The sequence below is a fragment of the Brevibacillus sp. WF146 genome (genome assembly GCF_001673705.2).
Lineage (GTDB): Bacteria > Bacillota > Bacilli > Brevibacillales > Brevibacillaceae > Brevibacillus > Brevibacillus thermoruber.
This window is the reverse complement of record NZ_CP109943.1, coordinates 1,062,949-1,083,866: the sequence shown is the minus strand read 5'-3', so window position 1 is coordinate 1,083,866 and position 20,918 is coordinate 1,062,949. Positions and strand designations below refer to the sequence as shown.

Here is a 20,918-nt window from a genome sequence, read left to right as displayed (position 1 = left end):
AAGGCAATGGCCGACGTGCAGAAGGTGCTGGCTACCGACGCCGCGCTGGCGCTGATCGAACGGCTTAAAGCCAAGTACGGCCCGCTGATGTTTCACCAATCGGGCGGCTGCTGCGACGGCAGTTCGCCGATGTGCTATCCGGCGGGGGAATTTCTGATTGGAGACAGCGACGTCCTGTTGGGCGAAATCGGCGGATGTCCGTTCTACATGAGCCGGGCCCAGTACGAATACTGGAAGCACACACGGCTCGTCATCGACGTCGTGGAAGGGCGCGGCGGCATGTTTTCGCTGGAAGGGCCGGAAGGGGTGCGCTTTCTCACCCGCTCCAGCCTGTTTACCCCCGAGGAGTATCAGCAGCTTCAAGACGAATGGAACCGCTGAGCACGCAGCCCGGATCACCGCGATCCGGGCTGATCGTCTTCCTCCGGGAGCAGGGAGCCGCCCCGGGCAGGAAAAAGGCCGATGTTCCGCTGAACATCGGCCGCTCTCCTTGTTACTCGATCTTGCCCAGGAAGGTCGTCTTGTCTTTCTCGTACTTGTAAATGAACACGTCGGCGTATTGGTTGTCCCCTTTGGCGTCAAATGAGACTTTGACGAACTGCCCTTGAAAATCCTTCGTCTTGTGGACCGCCTCCAGCACCTGCTCGCGGGTCGGCTTTTGCCCGCCGTTGGCCTTGATCGCCTGCTTGATGCCGTTGAGGATCACGTTCATGGAGTCAAAGGCGTAGACGGAGTAGGTTTCCGGCTTTTTCCCCATCGTCTTTTCGTACTCCTCCGCCCATTTCCGTCCCTCTTCCGTCTGCTTCACGTCCCCTGCCAGCGAGGTGAACACCACGCCCTCTGCCGCCTCGGGTCCGGCGATCTTGATCAAGTCGGGGGAGTCGATGCCGTCGCCGCCCATGAATACCCCCTTGAAGCCTTTTTCCCGCGCCTGCTTGACGAGAATCCCGGCCTCCGGGTAGATTCCGCCGAAATAGATCAGGTCAGGGTTTTTCGCCACCACCTGGTTGATCACGAAGTTGTAGTCCTTCTCCCCCTGATTGACGCCTTCATAGCCCAACACCTGCACGCCGTCCTTTTCGAACTGGGCTTTCACCTGGTCGACGAGCCCCTGCCCGTACGCTGTTTTGTCGTGAAGCAGGAAGACGGATTTGACCCCGAGCGTTTCCTTGGCGTACTTGGCTCCTTTGGGCCCCTGCGCGTCGTCGCGGGCACAGATCCGGTGCACGGTCTTTTTGCCTTCCTCCGTCAACTGCACGCCGCTGTTGGCCGGCGAGACCATCACCAGGCTGCCTGTCTCGTACTTCACGGAGGCGGGAATGGCCACGCCGGTGTTGAAATGGCCGACCACGCCGAGGACATCCGGGTTGGAGACCAGCATCTCCGCGTTGGTCACGCCGATTTTCGGATCGGCCTGGTCGTCCTGCGGAAACAACTGCAGGTCAAATCCCATCTGTTTGAACTCGTCCTGCTGCAATCGCAAGGCGTACTCCGCCCCTGTCTTGATCGAGTCGCCGATCGCCGACTGGGAGCCGGACAGGGGGCTTTGGGTCGCAATCAAAATCTTGGCGGTGGCCGACGAACCGCTCCCCGCGCTGGCGGCCTCCCCGGCTTGTCCGGCTTGTCCTGTTTGTCCGGACGATGAGCCTTGCGAGTTACAGCCGGCGATGGAGACGGCAGCGAGAAGCAGCGGCATGAGGATGGACGCGCGTTTTTTGAGTCTCACGATTCTTGCCCCCTTGTTTTATATGTCGAATAATTCTATGAATTTAAATATATGAGAAAATATAAGGTTCATGTTCTGACAACATGTCCAATCATTTATGCGAAAAATCTGACAAAGTATCTCTTGAAATGAAAAAACGGCGTTGGGTAGACGCCGAAGGTTCCTGTTTATCTACGTGACGAGCACACGTGTCAGCAGCGCCGCACATGGCGGTTCTACCCGAGCAGCCCGATCACGCCTCCTCTTGGAGCAGCCGCTTGATATCCGCCGCGATGCGTTCCGGCCTGGTCACGGGGGCGTAGCGCCTGACCACGCTGCCGTTTCGGTCGATCAAAAACTTGGTGAAGTTCCATTTGATTCCGTCCGTCAGCAATCCCGGAGCCTGCTTCGTCAGGTAGACGAACAGCGGATGGGCGTTCGGCCCCTTTACGTCCACTTTTGCAAACAGCGGAAACGTCACCCCGTAGTTCACCTGGCAAAAGTCCCGGATCTCTTCGTCCGAGCCGGGCTCCTGATTGTGAAACTGATTGCAGGGAAACGCCAGCACTTCAAACCCCGATGCGTGAAACTCATCATACAGCTTCTGCAGCCCCTGGTACTGCGGGGTAAACCCGCACCGGCTGGCCGTGTTGACGATCAACAGCACCTTTCCCCTGTAATCGGCCAGCGGCTTCAGCTCGCCGCGGTTTGTTTTGGCCGAAAAATCGTAAACGCTCATGACGCCCACTCCCCATCGGTATCTAAAATGTGATTGCCTACCATTACATGTACCGCTGTCGATGATGAATTGCAAATTAAAAGGCGCCGCGCGTCATTGAAACCGCCGTGACGCGGCGGCGTATAAACAGTGGAACTCGAACCAAAAGGTGGGAAAAGACAGTGGCCTGGACGAAACGATCGCTTCAAATTGGCCTGCCGCTCTCCCTGTTGGGCATCTTGCTGCTCCCCGTGTTCATGGCGGTGTTGAAATGGCTGTTCGTCTACCCGGAACAGACGTGGCTGATGTCCCACATGTCGCTGCTGCTCGCCTGGCTGGCGGGCCTCTTCATTCTGCCCGCCTTTGTCGTAAAAAAGGGTGTCAAACTGATCCTGGGCGGGGTGACGATCCTCTTTCTCTGGCTGACCATGAACACCTATGCGTATGTGGATCGCGAGGGTGTCCATCTGAACCCGTTCTTCGGCAGGGAAACGCTCTACGCCTGGAACCAGGTCCAAAAGACCGAAATCGGGGTCGGCCTCACGGGAAAAAAAGCGGATACGGCAGAAGTGTATATGCGGTTTACGTTCAAGGATGGCACACAAAAGCAGATCGGCTGCTGGTTCGTCTCCGATGCGGTGTTTGCCAAGGAAATGATGGAACAGCACGGCCTGCCGGTCACTCTGCTGCCGATCAGCGAGCAGGCGTACGAGCGCATCGGACAGTGGCCTGTTGCCGATCAGCTTGAGCTGCAGCAACTCTACACGGGAACCTCTACCTGACACGACAAAACGCATCAGGCGGACAGCGCGACAGCCGTCCTGCCGGATGCGTTTTCTCGCAAAACCTTGTTTCCCCTCCCAAAGGACGGGAACGGTGCGGCTGCATAGGATGAAAACAACGCAGCACCACCGGCCGAGGAGGTGAAGATCATCCCGTACCACATCCGCATTTCCATCTCCAGGCTGCGGCTGGATCTGTACGACGGTCAGCGCCTGGTCCGCTCGTTTCCCGTCGGGTTGGGCAAAATCGCCACATCCACGCCGCGCGGCGACTTTACCATCATCAACAAAGTCCCGTACCCGAACTCCTACCCGGGCGGCCCGCTCAGCGTGTTCGGCACCTACTGGCTGGGGCTGAGCAGGCCTCATTACGGCATACACGGCACCAACAATCCGGCCTCGATCGGCAAGTACGTCTCTCACGGCTGCATCCGCATGCACAACCGGGACGTGGAGTACCTGGCCAAACGGGTGCCCATCGGAACGCCGGTGAGGATTCGCCCGTAGCAGCACGCAGGACAGACAAAAGGCACAGCGTTCCAGCAGCGGAACACCGTGCCTCTCTGTTTTCCACCGGATGTCACCTGATGGCTTGTGTTTTCGCATTTTTTGGCAAGCAAATGCAAGGAAGTCATCCTCTTTCCTGATTGGCGTATCGATTCCCTAAACCAGTATGTTATAATTTCCCATGTACAATAGAATCGGCTCCTCAAGGGTGGTCGCGGCTCATCTCCCATGTCGGAAACAGGGGGAGGTGAGATCCATGGCAATAACGTACGAAGCACTATCCCTCATGATTCAGTTTGGCGGCTTCATCGTCGGCCTGCTGGGTCTTGTCGTGACGATCGTCGTTGCCTTGACTCAAAAAAAGAAGTAGATCACCCTTGAGCCTGGCAGCTTGGTGATCTACTCTCTTCTGCAGTAGAGCCGCCCCCTTGTGGGGAACGTCTATTGTGCAGGGCCGGAGCGCGGCAACGCTCTTGGCCCTTTAGTAGTTTACGCAAATGAATGTACCCTACATACACATTTATGGTATCACAAATGAGTCAAAATTGAAATGAAAAAACCGGCCTTCCTGGCGAAAGCCGGCTTTTCGCATCCGGTTCCGGCCATGCGTACAGGATCCATGATCAGATCGAGTAGGAATGCGCTTGTTTTTTGGCGATAAACGGCTCCTCTTCCCGCGTGCCCAGGATTCTGTCCAGAATCACCCGCTCATAGTGGGCAAAACCGTTGTCCTTCACCCGGGGCCGGGCCAGGTTGATCTTGATGTCCATCGCCACTTTTCCCTCTTCCAGGAGAACCACGCGGTCGGCCAGGGCGACCGCTTCGCTCACGTCGTGCGTCACCAAAATGGCGGAGAATCCCTGTTCCAGCCACAGCTTTTCGATCAGCCGCTGCATCTCGATCCGGGTCAGCGCATCCAGTGCCCCCAACGGCTCATCCAGCAGGAGCAGCCGGGGCTCTCCCGCCAAGGCGCGGGCCAGCGCGACACGCTGCCGCTGTCCGCCCGACAGGACGCGGGGCCACTCACCGGCGCGTTCGGACAGACCGACGAGCCGCAGCGCTTCCTCCGCCGTCCGCCTCGCTCCCGCTCTGATCCCGACCGCCACGTTGTCGATGACCTTCTTCCAGGGGAGCAGCCTCGCGTCCTGAAACATGATGCGAACCTCTGCGTGAATGCCGTGGAGGGGCTGGCGATCCACGTAAATCTGCCCTTCCGTCGGCTGATCCAGACCGGCAATCATCCGCAGCAGCGTGCTTTTTCCGCATCCGCTCCGCCCGACGACGGCGACAAATTCGCCGGGCTGCATCGCCAGCCGCACCTGCTGCAGCACCCGGGTGGCGCCAAAGGCTTTGCCCACCTCCTGCACATCGAGAGACATGCCATAGCCCGCATTCATACCATCACCCCCACGCCGGATCACCGCTTGCTGTAGCTCGGATGCCACTGCAGCCACCTTCTTTCGATCGCCTTTGCGATGCCGTCGGACAATTTGCCCAACAGCGCGTACAAGAGTATGCTCAGCACGACGACGTCCATCTGCATGAACTCACGGGCATTGGTGGCCATATAGCCGATGCCGGAATCGGAAGCGATCGTCTCCGCCACGATGAGCGACATCCACATGACCCCGAGCGCGTAGCGGACCCCTACCAGAATGGAGGGAAGCGCCCCCGGAAGAATGATGTTCCAGAACAGCGCGAATCCTCTCAGCCCGTATACCCTGCCCATTTCGATCAGACCGTGATCCACCGTCCGGATACCGTGAAAGGTGTTGACGTAAATGGGAAACAAGACACCCAGCGCGACGAGAAACAGTTTCGCTTCCTCTCCGATCCCGAACCACAGGATGACCAGCGGGATCAAGGCCAAATGAGGAATCGTGCGAACCATCTGCACCGATGTGTCCAGCAGCTTTTCGGCAGGGGGAAACACCCCGTTGATCAGCCCCAGGAAAAAGCCGAGGCTGCCGCCGATCAAAAAGCCGATCAAGGCCCGCTTGGCACTGGCCGCCGTATAGTCAAACAGTTCCCCGTCCTGAACCAGCTGCACCGCCGCCTCCAGCACATGGACGGGTGTCGGCAGAACGCGCGTGGAGATGATCCCCCAGTCGCCGAGCACCTGCCACACGAGAATGACCAGAATCGGAATGCTCCAGGGAATGGCGTGCGCCAGGCCGCGGCTTTTCAACGGAAATCGCATGGCGAATCTCCTCCCGATCCAAAGACGATGTCAGCCATTGCCTATCCCGCTCTCGGACAAGGCTTTTTTCGCGGGAAAGCGGTAATTGCCGATGACTTCACCGGCGGGGGCGTTCGGCGCCTCCGTTCGGTTCGCCAGGGGCAGACGCGGGAATAGCAGTTCGGCCACCCGATATGCCTCTTCCAGGTGGGGATAGCCGGAAAAGATAAACGTCTCGATGCCGAGTTCGGCGTACTCCAGCATGCGGGCGGCGACGGTTTGCGGGTCGCCCACGAGCGCGGTCCCCGCCCCGCCTCTGACCAGACCGATGCCGGCCCACAGGTTGGGGCTGATCTCCAGATCGCTGCGGTTGCCGTTGTGGAGCCGAATCATCCGCTTTTGGCCTTCGGAGTCGTAGTTGGCGAGCGCTAGCTGCGCCGTGCGGATCGTCTCCTCATCCAGGTGCTTGATCAACTGCTCGGCGGCGTCCCACGCTTCCCGTTCCGTTTCCCGGACGATCACGTGCAGGCGGATGCCAAATCGGACGGTACGCCCGTGCGCTTCCGCCAGCGCGCGCACCTTCCTGATTTTTTCCGCCACCTGCTGCGGCGGCTCTCCCCATGTGAGATACACATCCACATGTTCGGCCGCCACTTTGATCGCCGCATCGGACGAACCACCAAAGTAAAGCGGCGGATACGGTTTTTGGAACGGGGGAAACAGCAGTCGCCCCTCTTTCACATGCAGGTACTGGCCTTGAAAATTGACCTGTTCCCCTCTTACCAGCGAGCGCCAAATGGTGAGAAATTCATGCGTCAATGCGTAGCGGTCATCATGGGGCAGGTGGAGACCGTCCCCGGCCAGCTCGACCGGGTCGCCGCCCGTCACGACGTTGATTAACAGACGGCCGTTGGAAAAGCGGTCAAAGGTGGCCGCCATGCGGGCTGCCGCCGCAGGAGAAACAATCCCGGGCCGAACCGCCACGAGAAACTTCATCTGCCGGGTGGCCGCGAGCAGGGAAGAAGCCACCACCCACGCGTCCTCGCATGACCGTCCCGTGGGCAGCAAGGCACCGCTGAACCCCAGTTCATCCACCGCCTGGGCGATTTGACGCAAATAGTTGTACGTGATGGGACGTCCTCCGACGGATGTTCCCAGATAACGGCCATCCCCGTGTGTCGGCAAAAACCACAAGACTTCCATAGTCCTCTCCCTTTCTCTTACCGTGATGGTCGATAGATCGCCTCTTGGACGGAAATGTTTTGCGGAATCAGCTTCAGGGCGTAAAACGTATCGGCGATTTCCTGCTGCCCTTTCACGATGGCGTCATCGATCGGCTGCAGCCCGTACTCTCTTCGTTCCGCCGCCTTCTCCAGCGCGGCCACGTCGATTTTCAAAAGCGGCGCAAGCAGTTGGGCCACTTCCTTGGGATGTTCGTTTGCCCACGCGCTCGCGTGCTCCACTTCTTCGAGCAGGACTTGGACAATGTCGTGATGCTCCTCGGCAAAGCGTTGGGAGGCGAGGTAGAAATCGCGGTCCTCCGCCAGACCTTCGCCGTTGACCAGCACCCGGACCCCGCCGGCGTTCTCGATGTCGGCGTAATAGGGGTCCCACACCACCCACGCGTCGATCTTCCCCTGCTCAAACGCGATGCGGGCATCGGCCGGGGACAAGAACGACAGGGTCACGTCGTCGTACTGCAGGTTTGCTTTTTCCAACGCCTTCACCAGCAGGTAATGAGCGCTGGAGCCCTTCGCCAGGCCGATGTTCTTCCCTTTCAAGTCGGCCAGCGTGCGTATGCTGGAGTCGTTTTTGACGAGGATCGCCGAGCCGGCGGACTTTGCCTTGCCCGCAGCCACGTACACCAGGGAAGAGCCTGCCGCCTGGGCAAACACGGGAGGGGAATCGCCTGTTCGGCCCACGTCAAGATTTCCCGAGCTCAGCGCTTCCAGCAGCGGAGGACCGGCCGGAAACACGTTCCAGGTCACGTCGTATCCCAGTTCCTTCAATCGTTTTTCCAGGGTTCCGCGCTCTTTTACGATGTTCAGCGGATCTCCCTTCTGGTAGCCAATGCGCAGGACCTTCACCGTTTCTTCCTTTTTGGCGGCCTGCCCCACGCTTCCGCCGCTGTCCCCGGAGCAGCCTGTCAAAAAGGCGGCCACCAGGAACAGGCCTGCGAGAAAAACGGCGGCAGCACGGGTTCCTGCCCGCAGGTTTTCCCGTGAATCTGTGTGTGTCAGCACGGTTTTCCTCCTCTCGCCGATGCGGGTATCAAAAAAAAGCCCCCACATGCTTGCATCAGAGCAAACAGGCAGGAGCCTTCAGTTGACTGATCGGCGATTTATTTGGTTTCACTCGGGTGGGGGATGTATGATAAAGATTAATCCAACAATTCATACCTGTCAAGTATGAATTGATTTCCGGGGGAAGGGACTGGGCAAATGGCTGATGCAGTATCTGCTCGAACACCCGGCCGTCCGCCATACCAACATGGCGCTGGGTACCCGGGATGCCCACGGCCTCTACGAGCGGTACGGTTTTGAACGAAGAGAACTGATGCGCAGGCCGGCCCGACAGCAAGGGGATTGAATCACCATGTCACGCATCTTCACAGGCAAAGCCGCCGTTTCCTAGGAAACGGCAGCTTTTTCCTCCATCGTCATTTTCGCATGCTGCGCTTTTCGGCCAGCTCGACGTAATACCCGGTTTCCTTCTGCACATCCTGCGTAAACGTGGCCGAGTCGGCATAGTCCGGCTCCACCTGCATGTCGTGCAGCTTTTTCACAAATGCGGGGTCTTTCACCATTTTCGCCACGGCTTCTTCCCACTTGTTGATCACGTAGACGGGCGTCCCTTTCGGAAAGGAGACGCCGGTCCACCAGAAAACGGTCAGCCCCTTTACTCCCTGCTCTTCCGCGGTGGGTACGTCGGGCAGAAACGGGCTTCGCTCCTTGCCGGACACCGCGAGGATTTTCACTTTCTTCGCCTGGAGCATGGGATTGATCTCTCCGACGGTGTGGACGGCGAGGATCGCGTGTCCTCCCGCCACCTTCGGCAGCGAGTCGGACGCGCCCTTCGTCACGATCATCCGGGTCTTGGAAAAATCGGCCCCGATGGCGTCCATCCATTCCGCCACGCCGAATGCGGAAAAGCCGGCAGGTCCGACGGAGGTCCAGGTCAACTGTTCCGGGTGCTGTTTCACCCATTGCGAGAACTCGGCGAAGTCCTTCCACGGCGCATCCGCCTTGACGGCGAACGCCAGCGTTCCTTTTCCGATCCGGGCGGCGTAAATCTGGTCCGCGTTGGTGATCAGGGGCTGTTTCATCCCCGCCGACAGCATGGACGTGTTGGAAACGTTGACGGCGAGCGCCGTGTAGCCGTCGTTTCTCGCCTGTTTCAAGGCGTACTGCGCCCCGACCGTGCCGCCGCCCCCCGGTTTGTTGACGACGACGACCGGCTGCCCCCACTCTTTGCTCAAATAATCCGCCGCGGCCCGGGCCACCAGATCCACCCCGCCCCCGGCGGAATAGGGAACCACGTACTCGATCTGTCTGTCGGGATAGGCCGGAGCCGCCTGGCTGGCGGAGGCCTGCGTCTCAGAGCCCGCAGCCGGTTGGGCGACGCCCACTCCGCAGGCCGTCACCGCCGCGGCCGCCAGGCAGGAGACGATCCCGCCGATCCATTTCACATACGCTTTCAAAAACACTCCTCCTGTACATGCTGATCTCCATGATGCTAGGCCACGTCCGCGCCGCGCTGCCGCTCTTCCCGCACCCGCTTTTGCGTCCGCCTGTTGAGCGCGAGGGACACCAGCATCAGGGCGGCCGCCGCCAGCAGGATGACCAGTGAGATGGGGCGCTGCAGCACGATCGCCACATCGCCGGAAGACATGACCATCGTCTGGATGAACGACTCCTCCAGCAGCGGTCCGAGAATAAAACACAGAACCAGCGGCACGACCGGCCAGCGGTAGGTGTGAAACAGGTAGCCCAGCCCGCCGAACGCGAAGGCCACCGCCACGTCAAACAGGCTGTTTCGCACGCTGTAAGCCCCGATGGTGCAAAACATCAGGATGACGGGCGCCATGATGCCGTACGGGACCTTCGTCAGTTTGACCCACACCCAGACCAGCGGCAGATTGAGCACCAGCAGCATCGCATTGCCGACGAACATGGACGCGATGACCGTCCAGACAAATGCCGGGTGCTGCTCAAACAGCACGGGACCGGGCGTCAAGCCGTAGATCATGAACCCGGCCAGCAGGATGGCCAGCGGCGGGGAAGAGGGAATGCCCAGGGAAAACAGGGGAATGAATCCGGCGCTGCTGGTGGCGTTGTTGGCCGCTTCCGGCGCGGCCACGCCCTCGATCGCTCCCTTGCCGAACTGCTCCGGATGCTTCGACACCTTTTTCTCCAGATCGTAGGCGAGAAACGAGGTGATCGCGGCGGAACAGCCCGGCAGCAGCCCGAGAAAAAACCCGACCAGCCCCCCTCTGATCGTGGGCGCGGCGCTCTTTTTCCAATCGCTTTTCGACGGGTAGACGTTTCCCGGTGCGCCGATGACGGTGGCGAGCCGCTTTTCCCCGATCCCCTTCAGCACTTCGGCAATGGCAAACAGGCCGATGATGATGCTGATCATGTCAAACCCGCCGTCCAGCAGGGGGATGCCGTAATCAAACCGGGGCATCCCGGAAGACGGCCCCAGTCCCACCAGCGACAGCGTATACCCGAAGGCCCCCATCAAAAACGCCTTGATCAGGGAACCGCCCGACAAGCTGACCATCAGCGTCAGCGCCAGGATCATCAGGGCAAAGTATTCGGGAGGACCAAACTTCAGCGCCTGGTCCGCCAAGATGGGCGCAAAACAGACCAATCCGACAACGCCCAGGATGCCGGCCGCAAAGGAGGCGATGGCCGATATGCCGAGGGCCGGCCCCCCTTTTCCTTTCTTCGCCAGCGGATAGCCGTCCAAACACGTGGGGACCGACGAAATCTCCCCGGGGATGTTCAGGAGGATCGCCGTGGTCGATCCGCCGTACATGGCGCCGTAGTAGATGCCGGCCAGCATGATGATCCCCTGCGTCGGTTCCAGCACGGCGGTGACGGGAAGCAGGATGGAGATGGCCGACGTGGGCCCCAACCCGGGGAGCACCCCCACAAAGGTGCCGACCAGTGCGCCGAGTGCAGCCATCAGCAGGTTTTCCGGCGTGATGGCCTGTGCGAAGCCTGCCAACAGAAGGTGTAAGGTGTCCATGATACCGCGTCCCTTTCACAGAAAGAATCCGGTTGGAAACGAAATCTGCAGCCACATGATGAAAACCACGTACAGACATCCTGTCAGGACGGCGGCCAACACGATGGCCGTCCCCCATCCGTACCTTCCGACGACGCGGAAAAGAAACGCCGACACGATCAGCGTCGCCGTCAGGTAGCCGACGATGTCAATCAAGAGGCAGTACGCCCCCAATAGAGCCAGGCAGAGGAGCAGGCTCGTTCGGTGCGGCGACGGCGGTGCCTTGGCCCGCTCCTCGTCCCGGAACGAATGAACCAGCAGGGCCGCCCCCAACAGCACAAACACAAGCCCCAGAATGGCTGGCAGCGTATGATCGCCTACATATCGGGACAGGGAATACGCCCGCAGCCGATACGCCTCCAGACTGACCAAAACGCCCGCCGCGATGGACAAAACGGCCCCCAGGAAGTCAGGTACGTTGTGCGGAAGTCTCACGTCATCACCTCGCCATGCGGAAGCCCTTCTTGCCGCGCGTCACTGCACCGCGTGTCAGCGACGCCCGCAAGTCATACCACAGCCTATGGCACAGGTGCCCATTGTGTGCCGGAGCACAACAAAATCCGAGGCGGCCGTCCCCCCCCCCCCCGGATTTCTTGCCATCCCGATTCGTTTCCACCAGCGGCATCACGCTGACACGCTCATTCGGCAGCCAGAAACGAGCGCAAATCTTCCAACGCCTCTTCGGCATCCGCTCCCGCCGCACTGATCACGATGGTCTCCCCTTGTTTCGCCCCAAAAAAACCAAACGTGCTCAACCGGCTTTTCGCATTGATCTGCACATTTTGATGCTCAATCAAGATGTAACTGTCGAACTGATTGGCTTTCGCCACGATGTTTCTCATGCGCTCAGGCTCCAGAGCCCGCCGCAAGGTAATCGATAATCGCTTTTTCATACACATCCCCCACTCTCCCCCAAACAGTCAGTCCAACACCCACAACAGCTCCGGCGCCAGGACAGCCATGAACACCGCGGAAAGCGTCATCCCCAACACGCCCATGGCTCCCTCCGGCTCTCCCCACTGGGCGGCCCGGGCTGCTCCCACCATCGAGGCGGCGGTTCCCATCGCCAACCCTTTCACCAGGTTGTTGGTAATGCCCGCCCAGCGAAGGATCACAGGGCCGATCAGTATCCCCGACAGCCCGGTCATGGTGACAAACAAGGCGGTCAGCTCCGGCAATCCGCCCAGCAGATGAGAAACGGAAACCGCCATCGGGGTGGTAATGGATTTGGGCGCCAGGGAAACGATGGTCGGGTGGCTGAGCTGAAAGAGATAGGCGATCCCGATGACAGAGGCCACGCCGGCACAGGAGCCGACAGAGACGCCGGTCAGGATCGGGCGGAGATGGCGGAGGAACACGTCGGCATGTTTGTAGAGCGGGATGACCATGGCCATCTGGGCCGGCCCCAGCAAAAAGGTGAGGAGATGCGTAGACGTTTGGTACGCGGCATAGTCCGTGCGGGTAGCCGCCAAGACCGCGATGATCAGCAGCGGACTCATCAAAATGGGGCTGCTCCACACGCGGCCGACCTTCTGATTCACCCGACACCCGATGACATACGCGCCCACCGTCAGAATCAACAACCACACCATTCCGCTATCCGCCGTCATTTTGCTTCCCTCCCTGTTTGCACAGCATGGCGACCCATGCCGTCGTGATCAGAACGAAAATCGTACTGACGACAATGATCAAAAACAACGCCCACCCCTGCTGTCTCAAGATGCCCCAGTACTTCATGACGCCGACGATCGACGGAACCAGAAACAGCGCCATGTGGCGATAAAACAAGCCGCTGGAATGTTCGAAGTGCGCCGGTTTCAGGACGCCGGTCACAAGCAGGAGAAAAAACAGCACCATTCCCGTCAGCACCGGAGGCACGGGAAGAGCGAAGAAATCGGTGACGAGGACGCCAATCCCGTACAGCATGCAGAGGACCAGGACTTCAAGCAGCAGTTTCAGACTCCATCCCCCCATCATTCCGGTGTTGTATCTCACTATAAAGAAAACAGCCGGAGAAACTCAACAACAATGTCAGTTTATCTAACACAAACTAAGCGGTTACATCTCGATTTTGCACGCATTCTCTCCGTTTATCCCCAAATATCTCCAGACACTCACGATCATACATTCTTTTCTGTTATCTTTTATTACATGAATGTGACAAAACATTCATCCGGACCTTTTAATGGTAAGTTGACACATCGGATTTATCGGTCTTATAATGTAAAAAAATTTATCTTGCACCTTTGGAGAGGATGGACATGTTTGCAAAAATAGGCTTGGGGCTGCTCTGCGGAATCGTTCTCGGATTTGTCCTGCAGCGGGGACGATTTTGTGTGGTCAGCGCCTATCGCGATGTCATTCTGGTGAAAGACAACCGCATGTTCATCGCCGTCTTGATCGCCATTGCCGTGCAAAGCATCGGCGTTTACGCCCTTGCCGGTCTCGGGCTGATTCAACTGGCCGACGTCCCGTTCACCTGGCTCGGCGCCATTGTCGGCGGATTTGTTTTCGGCTGGGGGATCGTGCTCGCCGGCGGGTGCGCGACAGGCACCTGGTACCGCGCGGGCGAAGGGCTGCTGGGTAGCTGGATCGCGCTGTTCGCGTACATGCTGGGAACCGTGGCGACGAAATCGGGCGTCCTGAAACCGGCCCACGATGCCCTGACCCGGCACAAGGGCGGCGATGCCTTCATCCATACGACCCTGGGGATCTCCCCCTGGGTGCTGATTCTCCTGTTTGCCGCTCTGGTCTCCCTGATCGTGTGGCGGCATTTGCGCCAGCCTGCGCTGGTCGTACCGACGCTGAAGCCGCGAAAATCGGGGCTTGCCCACCTGTTGTTTGAAAAGCGCTGGCACCCGTTTGTCACCGCGCTGCTCGTCGGGGTCATCGCGATCGCGGCTTGGCCCATGAGCGAGGCGACCGGACGGATGTTTGGCCTGGGCATCACGACGCCCAGCGGCAATCTGCTGCGCTACATCACGACCGGGGACGCCACCTACCTGGACTGGGCGGTCTTTCTCGTACTCGGCATCGCGCTGGGTTCTTACATCGCGGCCAAAGGGAGCGGCGAATTCCGCTGGCGCCTGCCTGATGTCAAGACGATTCGCCACAATTTCGTCGGCGGTCTGCTGATGGGATTCGGCGCCAGCATCGCCGGCGGCTGCACGATCGGCAACGGCCTGGTCAACACCTCGCTGTTCACCTGGCAGGGGTGGGTCGCCACCTTGTTCATCATCGCGGGCACCTGGTCCGCGACCTACGTCGTCATAATGCGGGGACGACGAAAAGAAACCGCGGGGGCTGCCCCCGGCCAAACCGCACCCCTGTCCATGTAACCAACGCTGAAAGGAAGAATCCGGATGAAAAAACACCTGCAGGTCATCGGCATGGTTTGTCCCTTCCCGCTGGTGGAAGCGGAACAAGCGATGCGGGAGTTGTCGCCGGGACAAGAGCTGGTTATTGATTTCGACTGCACGCAGGCGACGGAAAGCCTGCCCCGGTGGGCAGTCAAGCATGGGCATCAGGTGGTTTCCTTTGAACAGACGGGCGATGCCCAATGGCAAATTACCATTCGCAAAGGGGCGGCAGGGTGAACCTGCCGCCCCTCTTCTTTCCTCCCTCGATTCTCGGACCGCCCCGCCAACGCATACTTTTTCCACCGATTACCAAACTAAGGAAAATGACATGAGAAGGAGGACCTGTACACGTGCCATCAATCCCCCAGAAACAGACGTTACCCCCGCAGCATCAGGAGCAACAGCCTGGGATCGAGAGCGAAATGACACCGCGTCCCGTAACCGTCGCCCCTCATTAATGGTAAACGGCTGACCGGTTTCGGCAGCCGTTTTTTCTTGGTTCGCTCCCCCGGGACCGCCATGAAGCGGAATCAGCCCGCGTCCTTGCCCCGGGCGGGCAGCGTGACGGTAAAGCTGGACCCAACGCCCTCCTCGCTTTCCACGCGAATCCGGCCGCCGTGGGCATCCACAATCCACTTCGCGATGGACAGGCCCAAGCCGGTTCCTTCCATCTCCCGGGAACGCATTTTGTCCCCGCGGTAAAACCGGTCGAAGATGAAGGGCAGGTCCTCCTTGGAAATGCCGATGCCGGTATCGGCCACGACCATCGTGACCCAATGGCTGTCCCGTCTGCACGTGACCTTGATCGTCCCTTTTTCTTTCGTGTATTTCAAGGCGTTGTCCAGGAGAATCACCAGCAGTTGGTACAGCCGCTCCTCATCTCCCCAGATTTCCAGCGGCTGCTCGATGTCCGCCTGCACGTCAATCTCCTTCATCTCCGCAAGCTGCTGAAAGGACTGCACCGCTTTCCCCGCCAGCTCATCCAGCCGAACGCGCCGCTTCATAATCTGCAGCTCGTTGGAATCGGAGCGGGCCAGGGTCAGCAAATCGGAGACCAGCTTGTTTAACCGCTTCGTCTCCTGAATGCTCACCCAAATGTTTTCGCTTTCCTGCTCGATCGTATGGTCGGGATTGCGGAACAGCCGTTCGAGGTGAAGGAGAATGACCGACAGCGGCGTGCGCAGCTCGTGGGAGGCGTCCGCGATGAATCGCTGCTGCTTCTCCCAGGACAGTTGAATGGGAATCAGCGCCCTTTTCGCGAGGAACAGTCCCGCAAAGACAGCGATCACGATGCTGACCACACCGCCGATCCCCAACACGTACAGGAGGGTGTTCAGCATTTTTTCTTCCGGTTCCAGGTTGACCACCATCTGGATCTGTTTCACTTTCCACACCCGACCGTCCGCGAACACCCGCTTGTCGATGGACAAGGTGTAGACGCGATAGGTCTGCCCGTCCACCGTCAAGGTTTCGATGCCGTCCGCCCCTCCTCTCGGCCGGAATGTGAGCAGTTCTTCCGCGTCGATGGAGTCGCCGTATTCCTTGCGAATGAGCTCTCCCCGATCGTCCCAGAGCAGGAAGACCATCCGCCTGTCCACGTCGAGCATCCGCTTTTTCTCGGGCCGAAAAAACGGGAACGGATCGAACAAGAGGCGTTTTCCGATCTGCCGCAATTCTGCATCCACCTGGGCATACAGCCGATACTGCATGGAGACGTACAGCGCGCTTCCCAGGCCGTTCAGCAGCAGGACGAACACGATCACGTTCAGCGTGACCAGGCGGATCCGCGTCTTTCTAAACATGATCCTTGTTCCCCTTCAGGATGTAGCCGACGTTTCGAATCGTGCGGATATAGTGGTCGCACCCGTGATCGGCCAGCTTTTTGCGCAGGTAATGGACATACAGGTCCACAATGCCGTAGTTGACCTCGGATTCGATCCCCCAGACCCGGTCGAAAATCTGGTCGCGGGACAAAATCTGTTCCCGGTTGTAGAGAAAATACTTGAGCAGATCGTACTCCTTGCTGGTTAACCGCAGCGGATGGGGCCCCACATACCCGTCGTGCTCGTACTCCTTCAGACAAATCGGGCCGTAGCTCAGTTCGCCTTCCTTGGCAAACTTGCCGTTTCGCCGCAGCAGCGCTCTCGTTCGCGCCAGCAGTTCTTCCACCGCGAACGGTTTGACCAGGTAGTCGTCGGCTCCGGCGTCCAATCCTTCGACCCGGGCTTCCACGCTGTCTTTGGCGGTCAGGAACAAAACCGGCGTCAGATTACCTTTTGACCGCAGCTTTCTGACGATCGACAAGCCGTCCAATCCGGGCATCATGATATCCAGCACCAGCAGGTCGTAAATGCCTCGTTCCGCCAGCAGCAGGCCTTCATCCCCCCTGTCGGCACAGTCAACCTGGTACCCTTCTTCCGTGAACACGGCGGAAATCGCCTGAAGCAAATGACGCTCATCCTCTACTGCGAGAATTCGCATACCCATCCCTCTTTCCTGCTCCAATCCCCCTCCCGTCTGCGTCCGGGAGACGCCGGGAGGGAACGCATTTCCTTTTTCATCTATACTACACCAATTGTGCTTGTGACCGTACTCTCCCATTTTATTAGTAAACCATCCGTTTTTTTGAAACAGATTTGAAAAAGGCAGGTGATCGCTCACCTGCCCTCTTTTCTCCCGTTTCAGAAATTACGGTTCTACCACGGTCTTTTCGGCGTGACCGGCGGGAAAGGTCCGCTCGATCAGCTTTTTCACCACGTTCTCGATCTCTTCTTTTCGCTTGTCCGCCTGCTCCTGCGTCAGCTTGCCTTCTTTCACCGCTGCTGCCAGGCGTTCTTCCTGCTGCTTGGTCAAGAGGCTGACCAGCTCATCCGTGGAAACGCCCTGCGCCTTGGCGATTTCAGCCAGCGACTTGCCGGCTTTCAGCTCGCTTTGCAGCTTTTCTTCATCCAGCTTCAGCAGCGCCAGCAGTTCTTCATTGCGGCCGAATCCCGGGAACTTTACGATGAACTTCCCAAAGCCTTTTCCCGGATGAGTGCCTTCCACAATGTGCTGCACCCGCTCGGCAATGGTCTCCTTCAGCTTGTCAGCCTGCTCCTGCGTCAGCTTGCCTTCTTTCACCGCCGCTGCCAGGTGTTCTTCCTGCTGCTTGGTCAAGAGGCTGATCAGCTCATCCGTGGAAACGCCCTGGGCCTTGGCGATTTCAGCCAGCGACTTGCCGGCTTTCAGCTCGCTTTGCAGCTTTTCTTCATCCAGCTTCAGCAGCGCCAGCAGTTCTTCATTGCGGCCGAATCCCGGGAACTTTACGATGAACTTCCCAAAGCCTTTTCCCTGATGAGTGCCTTCCACAATGTGCTGCACCCGCTCGGCAATGGTCTCCTTCAGCTTGTCAGCCTGCTCCTGCGTCAGCTTGCCTTCTTTCACCGCCGCTGCCAGGTGTTCTTCCTGCTTGGTCAAGAGGCTGACCAGCTCATCCGTGGAAACGCCCTGGGCCTTGGCGATTTCAGCCAGCGACTTGCCGGCTTTCAGCTCGCTTTGCAGCTTCTCTTCATCCAGCTTCAGCAGCGCCAGCAGTTCTTCATTGTGGCCGAACCCCGGGAACTTTACGATGAACTTCCCAAATCCTTTTCCCGGATGGGTGTCTTCCACAATGTGCTGCACCCGCTCGGAAATGGTCTCCTTCAGCTTGTCAGCCTGCTCCTGCGTCAGCTTGCCCTCTTTCACCGCCGCTGCCAGGTGTTCTTCCTCCTGCTTGGTCAAGAGGCTGACCAGTTCATCCGTGGAAACGCCCTGCTCCTTGGCCACGTCGGCCAGGGACTTGCCGGCTTTCAGCTCGGTTTGCAGTTTCTCTTCATCCAGCTTCAGCAGAGCCAGCAGATCGGCGTTTTCCCAGAGGGACGGCCCTTTCACAATCACTTTTCCTTCTCCGGGTTTCCCCACTTTGAACCAGCCCTGCCGTTCGATCTTGACGCTTTGTTCCGCAGACGGCTGATTGTCGGCCGCGGCGTAGACGCTTCCGATACTGCCGACGCTCAACGCCGTAGCCATTGCTCCCAAAAGCATTCCGATTTTTGCTTTGCTGAACATGCTGCTTCACCCTTTCCATCATTTTGGACTTGTACCTAGGTACAGCTTTAGTGTAGAGTCTCAATTTTTGATTCGCCTTTGAGAACTGTGGAAAACTGTAGGAATGATCGTGGAAGAGTTGTGTGTCGGGGGAACGCATGCAAAAAGAGAACCCGCTGCTTTTCAGCGGGTTCCCTGTCGTAAGTGTCCTCCGGGGTTTCCCCCCGGGGTATTCATTCAGATCTCTTCTCCGTCCAATTCAATGTCGCCGCTGTCGGCATCGCCGAAGAAGTCGTGCAGTTCATAATCGTCGTCGGAGATGTCAATAATAACCCCATCGATGTCCGCATCCTCGAATTCATCCCAGATATCGCTGCAGATGTTTTCCACCAGATCCTCGATGTCGCTGGTAGTAAGATCGTCGTATTCGTCCTGGTACTCGTCGAGGTCGACTTCGATCTCCACGTCAATGTCGTCCTCGTCACCGCTCAGGTAAATCGACCATTCCAGATCCTCATAATCCCCGTAGTCATCGTTCAGGTCATCTTCCAGCTCGTCGATCCGGTCATCGACGTCATCGTCATCGGCGCTCGCCAGTTCGTCCTCCGCATCCTGCAATTTCTTCTCCAGTTCGGCAATCCGGGCATCCTTTTGCGCAATTTCCGCCTGCAGGGAGGCAATCCGCGGGTCCTCCTTGTCCGTGACGCTCACGGTATACGTGTTCCCGTCCCACGCCACGTTCTTGTTAAACACACCGGCCATCATCCGCAGAGGAATGTAGGTCGTGCCGTTGATCAAAAACGGTTCGATGTCGGTGGGAACAAGCTGACCGTTATACGTCACTTTCACATTGTTGTATTTGACCTGCACGTTCTTGGTCGCGACCGCGGCATCGGAACTGGACGCCAGGACGCCTGCCAGCAGCACGGAGGACAGGACAACGGCCGACGTTTTTTTCCACATGCCAGATCCCTCCCCCTTGGTTTTTTTCAACACCATGTCTCACCCCTTCAGCCATTCCTGATTTTGGTACCGTTCCGGTACAAGCCCAGTGTACCGTTTCTTTTTTTGAATTCTCTTTGAAATCGGACATTCTTTGCGCAGACCATCACCCGCTCACCTGGCGCATTTTTCGCGTCATGCTTTCCACGGTGTGCATGATCCGGGCCAGTCCCCACGACAGGAACACGGTGCCCGCGTAGATCACCAGCAGATAGAGCAGCGTAAACCAGATGTTGGCGAAAATCCACGACAGGTCCCCCGTCAGCTTGATCAGCGCGAGGTTGCAGCAGATCATGACGGCCGAATGGGACAAATAGATGAACAGCGTGAGCCCTTTCCGGAACCGGACGGGAATGGAATCGGCCCAGCGCTCCAGGACCATCAGCAGCACGATCAGGGAAACAAACGCAACCAACACGAATCGCAGGTGAACCGCCACATAGATGGTGTCGGACAGGACAAACAGGACCGTGCTCACGACGGACAGCAGCGTACAGGCGAGCAGCAGCCCCCGATGCTTTCGCAGGAATTGCATCGTCTCATGCCGGTACCAATACAGCAGATGGCCCAGGTAAAAGGTGAAGATCCAGGCGGGAAAGAAATGGCGCGTCGTCAACCCCAGCCATCCGTGATGAAGGTAGTGAATGTACACGAATTGGAGCGCCATGAACAGCCAGATCAGGACCGTGATGTTTTGTTTGGTGATGATGTTTCGAAACAGGTAGGCAAAGACGTAGTACTGGCACAGCATGAACAGAAAGTAGAGCTGGTCGCCCGTCTTTCCCAGCAGAATATGGACAAACGCTTCTTTCGTATGCGGCCATTCGGCAAAGAGCAAATAGTGGTAAACCACTCCGGCGCTCAGGAAGGGCACGACGATATACAGCAGCTTCCCGGAAAAGTACTGCCGCGCTGTGGGCTGTTTGGTCTCAAAGGTATGGGCCGTAAAAAACCCGCTGATCATGGCCAGCAGAACGGTGCCGTACCGACTCAACTGATTCAGGGCCGTGACCCAGAAAGCACTGTCGTACTGAAGCACCAAAGCCGTGTAATGCCCCGAAAACACGAGAAAGGACGACAACAACTGCGTAAGGAAAAGCGATTTGAACAATCGCGACTCTCTTCCCATCTCCACGCTCCTTTGTATAGGGATTGCCGGTCGTGTCCCAAGCTGCCCGAGCCCTCTGCTTTTGGAAAACGGTTTTAGTATAAAATAACAAATTTTGATTCAGATTTGAAAACGGCTATCGCTGCCCGGTCTGCTCTCTGGACCAAGCAGCGATAGCCGTTTTCCCTTGTTGTGACCTTT

General features: G+C 58.3%; 24 protein-coding genes. 7 read left to right on the top strand and 17 right to left on the bottom strand.

The window, feature by feature from the left end; all coding sequences use genetic code 11:
* Positions 1-6: 6 nt before the first annotated feature.
* On the top strand, positions 7-381 hold the full coding sequence (locus tag A6764_RS05290) for a DUF779 domain-containing protein (RefSeq protein WP_029098460.1): 375 nt from the start codon (positions 7-9) through the stop codon (positions 379-381).
* 112 nt (positions 382-493) lie between these two features.
* Here A6764_RS05290 and A6764_RS05285 read toward each other — a convergent pair whose 3' ends face one another.
* A complete protein-coding gene (locus A6764_RS05285) occupies positions 494-1,696 on the bottom strand; it encodes a branched-chain amino acid ABC transporter substrate-binding protein (RefSeq protein WP_044897432.1) in 1,203 nt (400 codons plus the stop codon).
* Between the two features lie 262 nt (positions 1,697-1,958).
* Positions 1,959-2,444, bottom strand: a complete 486-nt coding sequence (locus tag A6764_RS05280; protein WP_065067153.1) for a glutathione peroxidase — start codon at positions 2,442-2,444, stop codon at positions 1,959-1,961.
* A gap of 161 nt (positions 2,445-2,605) precedes the next feature.
* On the opposite strand from A6764_RS05280, the gene A6764_RS05275 reads away from it, so the two are divergent.
* The 3 genes from A6764_RS05275 to A6764_RS05265 all read left to right on the top strand — a co-directional run bounded on the left by A6764_RS05275 (position 2,606) and on the right by A6764_RS05265 (position 4,082).
* Positions 2,606-3,205, top strand: coding sequence for a hypothetical protein (locus A6764_RS05275; protein ID WP_065067154.1), 600 nt, complete (start codon positions 2,606-2,608; stop codon positions 3,203-3,205).
* A 150-nt stretch (positions 3,206-3,355) separates the two neighbouring features.
* Positions 3,356-3,712 carry a L,D-transpeptidase gene (locus A6764_RS05270; protein WP_065067159.1) on the top strand — a complete coding sequence of 119 codons (357 nt, stop codon included), beginning with the start codon at positions 3,356-3,358 and terminating at the stop codon, positions 3,710-3,712.
* A gap of 256 nt (positions 3,713-3,968) precedes the next feature.
* The gene (locus A6764_RS05265; protein WP_176703274.1) at positions 3,969-4,082 is read left to right on the top strand and encodes a putative holin-like toxin; all 114 of its coding nucleotides are present in this window, start codon (positions 3,969-3,971) and stop codon (positions 4,080-4,082) included.
* 253 nt (positions 4,083-4,335) lie between these two features.
* On the opposite strand, the gene A6764_RS05260 is transcribed toward A6764_RS05265, so the two are convergent.
* Genes A6764_RS05260 through A6764_RS05245 form a run of 4 tightly spaced genes read right to left on the bottom strand, consistent with a single transcriptional unit; the run spans position 4,336 to position 8,134 of the window.
* Positions 4,336-5,109, bottom strand: coding sequence for an ATP-binding cassette domain-containing protein (locus A6764_RS05260; protein ID WP_065067155.1), 774 nt, complete (start codon positions 5,107-5,109; stop codon positions 4,336-4,338).
* A 20-nt stretch (positions 5,110-5,129) separates the two neighbouring features.
* Positions 5,130-5,912, bottom strand: a complete 783-nt coding sequence (ssuC, locus tag A6764_RS05255) for an aliphatic sulfonate ABC transporter permease SsuC (RefSeq protein WP_044897413.1) — start codon at positions 5,910-5,912, stop codon at positions 5,130-5,132.
* Between the two features lie 30 nt (positions 5,913-5,942).
* Positions 5,943-7,094: an FMNH2-dependent alkanesulfonate monooxygenase gene (gene ssuD / locus A6764_RS05250; protein WP_065067156.1), complete on the bottom strand. Its 1,152-nt coding sequence runs from the start codon at positions 7,092-7,094 to the stop codon at positions 5,943-5,945.
* Positions 7,095-7,111: 17 nt separating this feature from the next.
* A complete protein-coding gene (locus A6764_RS05245) occupies positions 7,112-8,134 on the bottom strand; it encodes a sulfonate ABC transporter substrate-binding protein (protein ID WP_255309681.1) in 1,023 nt (340 codons plus the stop codon).
* A 169-nt stretch (positions 8,135-8,303) separates the two neighbouring features.
* Here A6764_RS05245 and A6764_RS05240 point away from each other — a divergent pair, with 169 nt between their 5' ends.
* Positions 8,304-8,480 carry a GNAT family N-acetyltransferase gene (locus A6764_RS05240; RefSeq protein ID WP_255309684.1) on the top strand — a complete coding sequence of 59 codons (177 nt, stop codon included), beginning with the start codon at positions 8,304-8,306 and terminating at the stop codon, positions 8,478-8,480.
* A gap of 70 nt (positions 8,481-8,550) precedes the next feature.
* Here the strand turns inward: A6764_RS05240 and A6764_RS05235 are convergent, their stop codons facing one another.
* The 6 genes from A6764_RS05235 to A6764_RS05210 form a co-directional block, all read right to left on the bottom strand.
* Positions 8,551-9,591, bottom strand: a complete 1,041-nt coding sequence (locus tag A6764_RS05235; RefSeq protein ID WP_264622436.1) for a tripartite tricarboxylate transporter substrate binding protein — start codon at positions 9,589-9,591, stop codon at positions 8,551-8,553.
* Between the two features lie 35 nt (positions 9,592-9,626).
* Positions 9,627-11,144 carry a tripartite tricarboxylate transporter permease gene (locus A6764_RS05230; RefSeq protein WP_065067161.1) on the bottom strand — a complete coding sequence of 506 codons (1,518 nt, stop codon included), beginning with the start codon at positions 11,142-11,144 and terminating at the stop codon, positions 9,627-9,629.
* A gap of 15 nt (positions 11,145-11,159) precedes the next feature.
* The gene (locus A6764_RS05225; RefSeq protein ID WP_065067162.1) at positions 11,160-11,618 is read right to left on the bottom strand and encodes a tripartite tricarboxylate transporter TctB family protein; all 459 of its coding nucleotides are present in this window, start codon (positions 11,616-11,618) and stop codon (positions 11,160-11,162) included.
* A gap of 203 nt (positions 11,619-11,821) precedes the next feature.
* Positions 11,822-12,076: an HPr family phosphocarrier protein gene (locus A6764_RS05220; RefSeq protein WP_065067163.1), complete on the bottom strand. Its 255-nt coding sequence runs from the start codon at positions 12,074-12,076 to the stop codon at positions 11,822-11,824.
* 27 nt (positions 12,077-12,103) lie between these two features.
* Positions 12,104-12,793, bottom strand: coding sequence for an LrgB family protein (locus A6764_RS05215; protein ID WP_065067164.1), 690 nt, complete (start codon positions 12,791-12,793; stop codon positions 12,104-12,106).
* Positions 12,780-13,160, bottom strand: coding sequence for a CidA/LrgA family protein (locus A6764_RS05210; RefSeq protein WP_065067165.1), 381 nt, complete (start codon positions 13,158-13,160; stop codon positions 12,780-12,782). The genes A6764_RS05215 and A6764_RS05210 overlap by 14 nt, the downstream gene beginning before the upstream one ends.
* Positions 13,161-13,444: 284 nt before the next feature.
* Here A6764_RS05210 and A6764_RS05205 point away from each other — a divergent pair, with 284 nt between their 5' ends.
* Positions 13,445-14,521, top strand: coding sequence for a YeeE/YedE family protein (locus tag A6764_RS05205; protein WP_065067166.1), 1,077 nt, complete (start codon positions 13,445-13,447; stop codon positions 14,519-14,521).
* Positions 14,522-14,545: 24 nt separating this feature from the next.
* Positions 14,546-14,779 carry a sulfurtransferase TusA family protein gene (locus tag A6764_RS05200; RefSeq protein ID WP_029098434.1) on the top strand — a complete coding sequence of 78 codons (234 nt, stop codon included), beginning with the start codon at positions 14,546-14,548 and terminating at the stop codon, positions 14,777-14,779.
* Between the two features lie 293 nt (positions 14,780-15,072).
* Here A6764_RS05200 and A6764_RS05195 read toward each other — a convergent pair whose 3' ends face one another.
* From A6764_RS05195 to A6764_RS05175, 5 genes are all read right to left on the bottom strand, one after another.
* Complete coding sequence (locus A6764_RS05195) at positions 15,073-16,344, bottom strand: sensor histidine kinase (protein ID WP_065067167.1); 1,272 nt, start codon at positions 16,342-16,344, stop codon at positions 15,073-15,075.
* Positions 16,337-17,023 (bottom strand): response regulator transcription factor, encoded by a 687-nt coding sequence (locus A6764_RS05190; RefSeq protein ID WP_065067168.1) that lies wholly within the window; start codon positions 17,021-17,023, stop codon positions 16,337-16,339. The genes A6764_RS05195 and A6764_RS05190 overlap by 8 nt, the downstream gene beginning before the upstream one ends.
* Positions 17,024-17,230: 207 nt before the next feature.
* The gene (locus A6764_RS05185) at positions 17,231-18,628 is read right to left on the bottom strand and encodes a hypothetical protein (protein WP_264622435.1); all 1,398 of its coding nucleotides are present in this window, start codon (positions 18,626-18,628) and stop codon (positions 17,231-17,233) included.
* Between the two features lie 216 nt (positions 18,629-18,844).
* Positions 18,845-19,570, bottom strand: coding sequence for a stalk domain-containing protein (locus tag A6764_RS05180; RefSeq protein WP_065067169.1), 726 nt, complete (start codon positions 19,568-19,570; stop codon positions 18,845-18,847).
* 145 nt (positions 19,571-19,715) lie between these two features.
* Complete coding sequence (locus tag A6764_RS05175; RefSeq protein ID WP_065067170.1) at positions 19,716-20,738, bottom strand: acyltransferase family protein; 1,023 nt, start codon at positions 20,736-20,738, stop codon at positions 19,716-19,718.
* Between the last annotated feature and the right edge of the window lie 180 nt (positions 20,739-20,918).

What these genes read in the sequence shown, in the direction of transcription:
- A6764_RS05290 (WP_029098460.1), top strand. Translation starts at nt 7, where the DNA reads ATGGCCGACGTGCAGAAGGTGCTGGCTACCGACGCCGCGCTGGCGCTG.
- A6764_RS05285 (WP_044897432.1), bottom strand. Translation starts at nt 1,696, where the DNA reads ATGCCGCTGCTTCTCGCTGCCGTCTCCATCGCCGGCTGTAACTCGCAA.
- A6764_RS05280 (WP_065067153.1), bottom strand. Translation starts at nt 2,444, where the DNA reads ATGAGCGTTTACGATTTTTCGGCCAAAACAAACCGCGGCGAGCTGAAG.
- A6764_RS05265 (WP_176703274.1), top strand. Translation starts at nt 3,969, where the DNA reads ATGGCAATAACGTACGAAGCACTATCCCTCATGATTCAGTTTGGCGGC.
- A6764_RS05260 (WP_065067155.1), bottom strand. Translation starts at nt 5,109, where the DNA reads ATGAATGCGGGCTATGGCATGTCTCTCGATGTGCAGGAGGTGGGCAAA.
- ssuC (WP_044897413.1), bottom strand. Translation starts at nt 5,912, where the DNA reads ATGCGATTTCCGTTGAAAAGCCGCGGCCTGGCGCACGCCATTCCCTGG.
- ssuD (WP_065067156.1), bottom strand. Translation starts at nt 7,094, where the DNA reads ATGGAAGTCTTGTGGTTTTTGCCGACACACGGGGATGGCCGTTATCTG.
- A6764_RS05230 (WP_065067161.1), bottom strand. Translation starts at nt 11,144, where the DNA reads ATGGACACCTTACACCTTCTGTTGGCAGGCTTCGCACAGGCCATCACG.
- A6764_RS05220 (WP_065067163.1), bottom strand. Translation starts at nt 12,076, where the DNA reads ATGAAAAAGCGATTATCGATTACCTTGCGGCGGGCTCTGGAGCCTGAG.
- A6764_RS05215 (WP_065067164.1), bottom strand. Translation starts at nt 12,793, where the DNA reads ATGACGGCGGATAGCGGAATGGTGTGGTTGTTGATTCTGACGGTGGGC.
- A6764_RS05210 (WP_065067165.1), bottom strand. Translation starts at nt 13,160, where the DNA reads ATGATGGGGGGATGGAGTCTGAAACTGCTGCTTGAAGTCCTGGTCCTC.
- A6764_RS05205 (WP_065067166.1), top strand. Translation starts at nt 13,445, where the DNA reads ATGTTTGCAAAAATAGGCTTGGGGCTGCTCTGCGGAATCGTTCTCGGA.
- A6764_RS05200 (WP_029098434.1), top strand. Translation starts at nt 14,546, where the DNA reads ATGAAAAAACACCTGCAGGTCATCGGCATGGTTTGTCCCTTCCCGCTG.
- A6764_RS05195 (WP_065067167.1), bottom strand. Translation starts at nt 16,344, where the DNA reads ATGTTTAGAAAGACGCGGATCCGCCTGGTCACGCTGAACGTGATCGTG.
- A6764_RS05190 (WP_065067168.1), bottom strand. Translation starts at nt 17,023, where the DNA reads ATGCGAATTCTCGCAGTAGAGGATGAGCGTCATTTGCTTCAGGCGATT.
- A6764_RS05185 (WP_264622435.1), bottom strand. Translation starts at nt 18,628, where the DNA reads ATGTTCAGCAAAGCAAAAATCGGAATGCTTTTGGGAGCAATGGCTACG.
- A6764_RS05180 (WP_065067169.1), bottom strand. Translation starts at nt 19,570, where the DNA reads ATGTGGAAAAAAACGTCGGCCGTTGTCCTGTCCTCCGTGCTGCTGGCA.
- A6764_RS05175 (WP_065067170.1), bottom strand. Translation starts at nt 20,738, where the DNA reads ATGGGAAGAGAGTCGCGATTGTTCAAATCGCTTTTCCTTACGCAGTTG.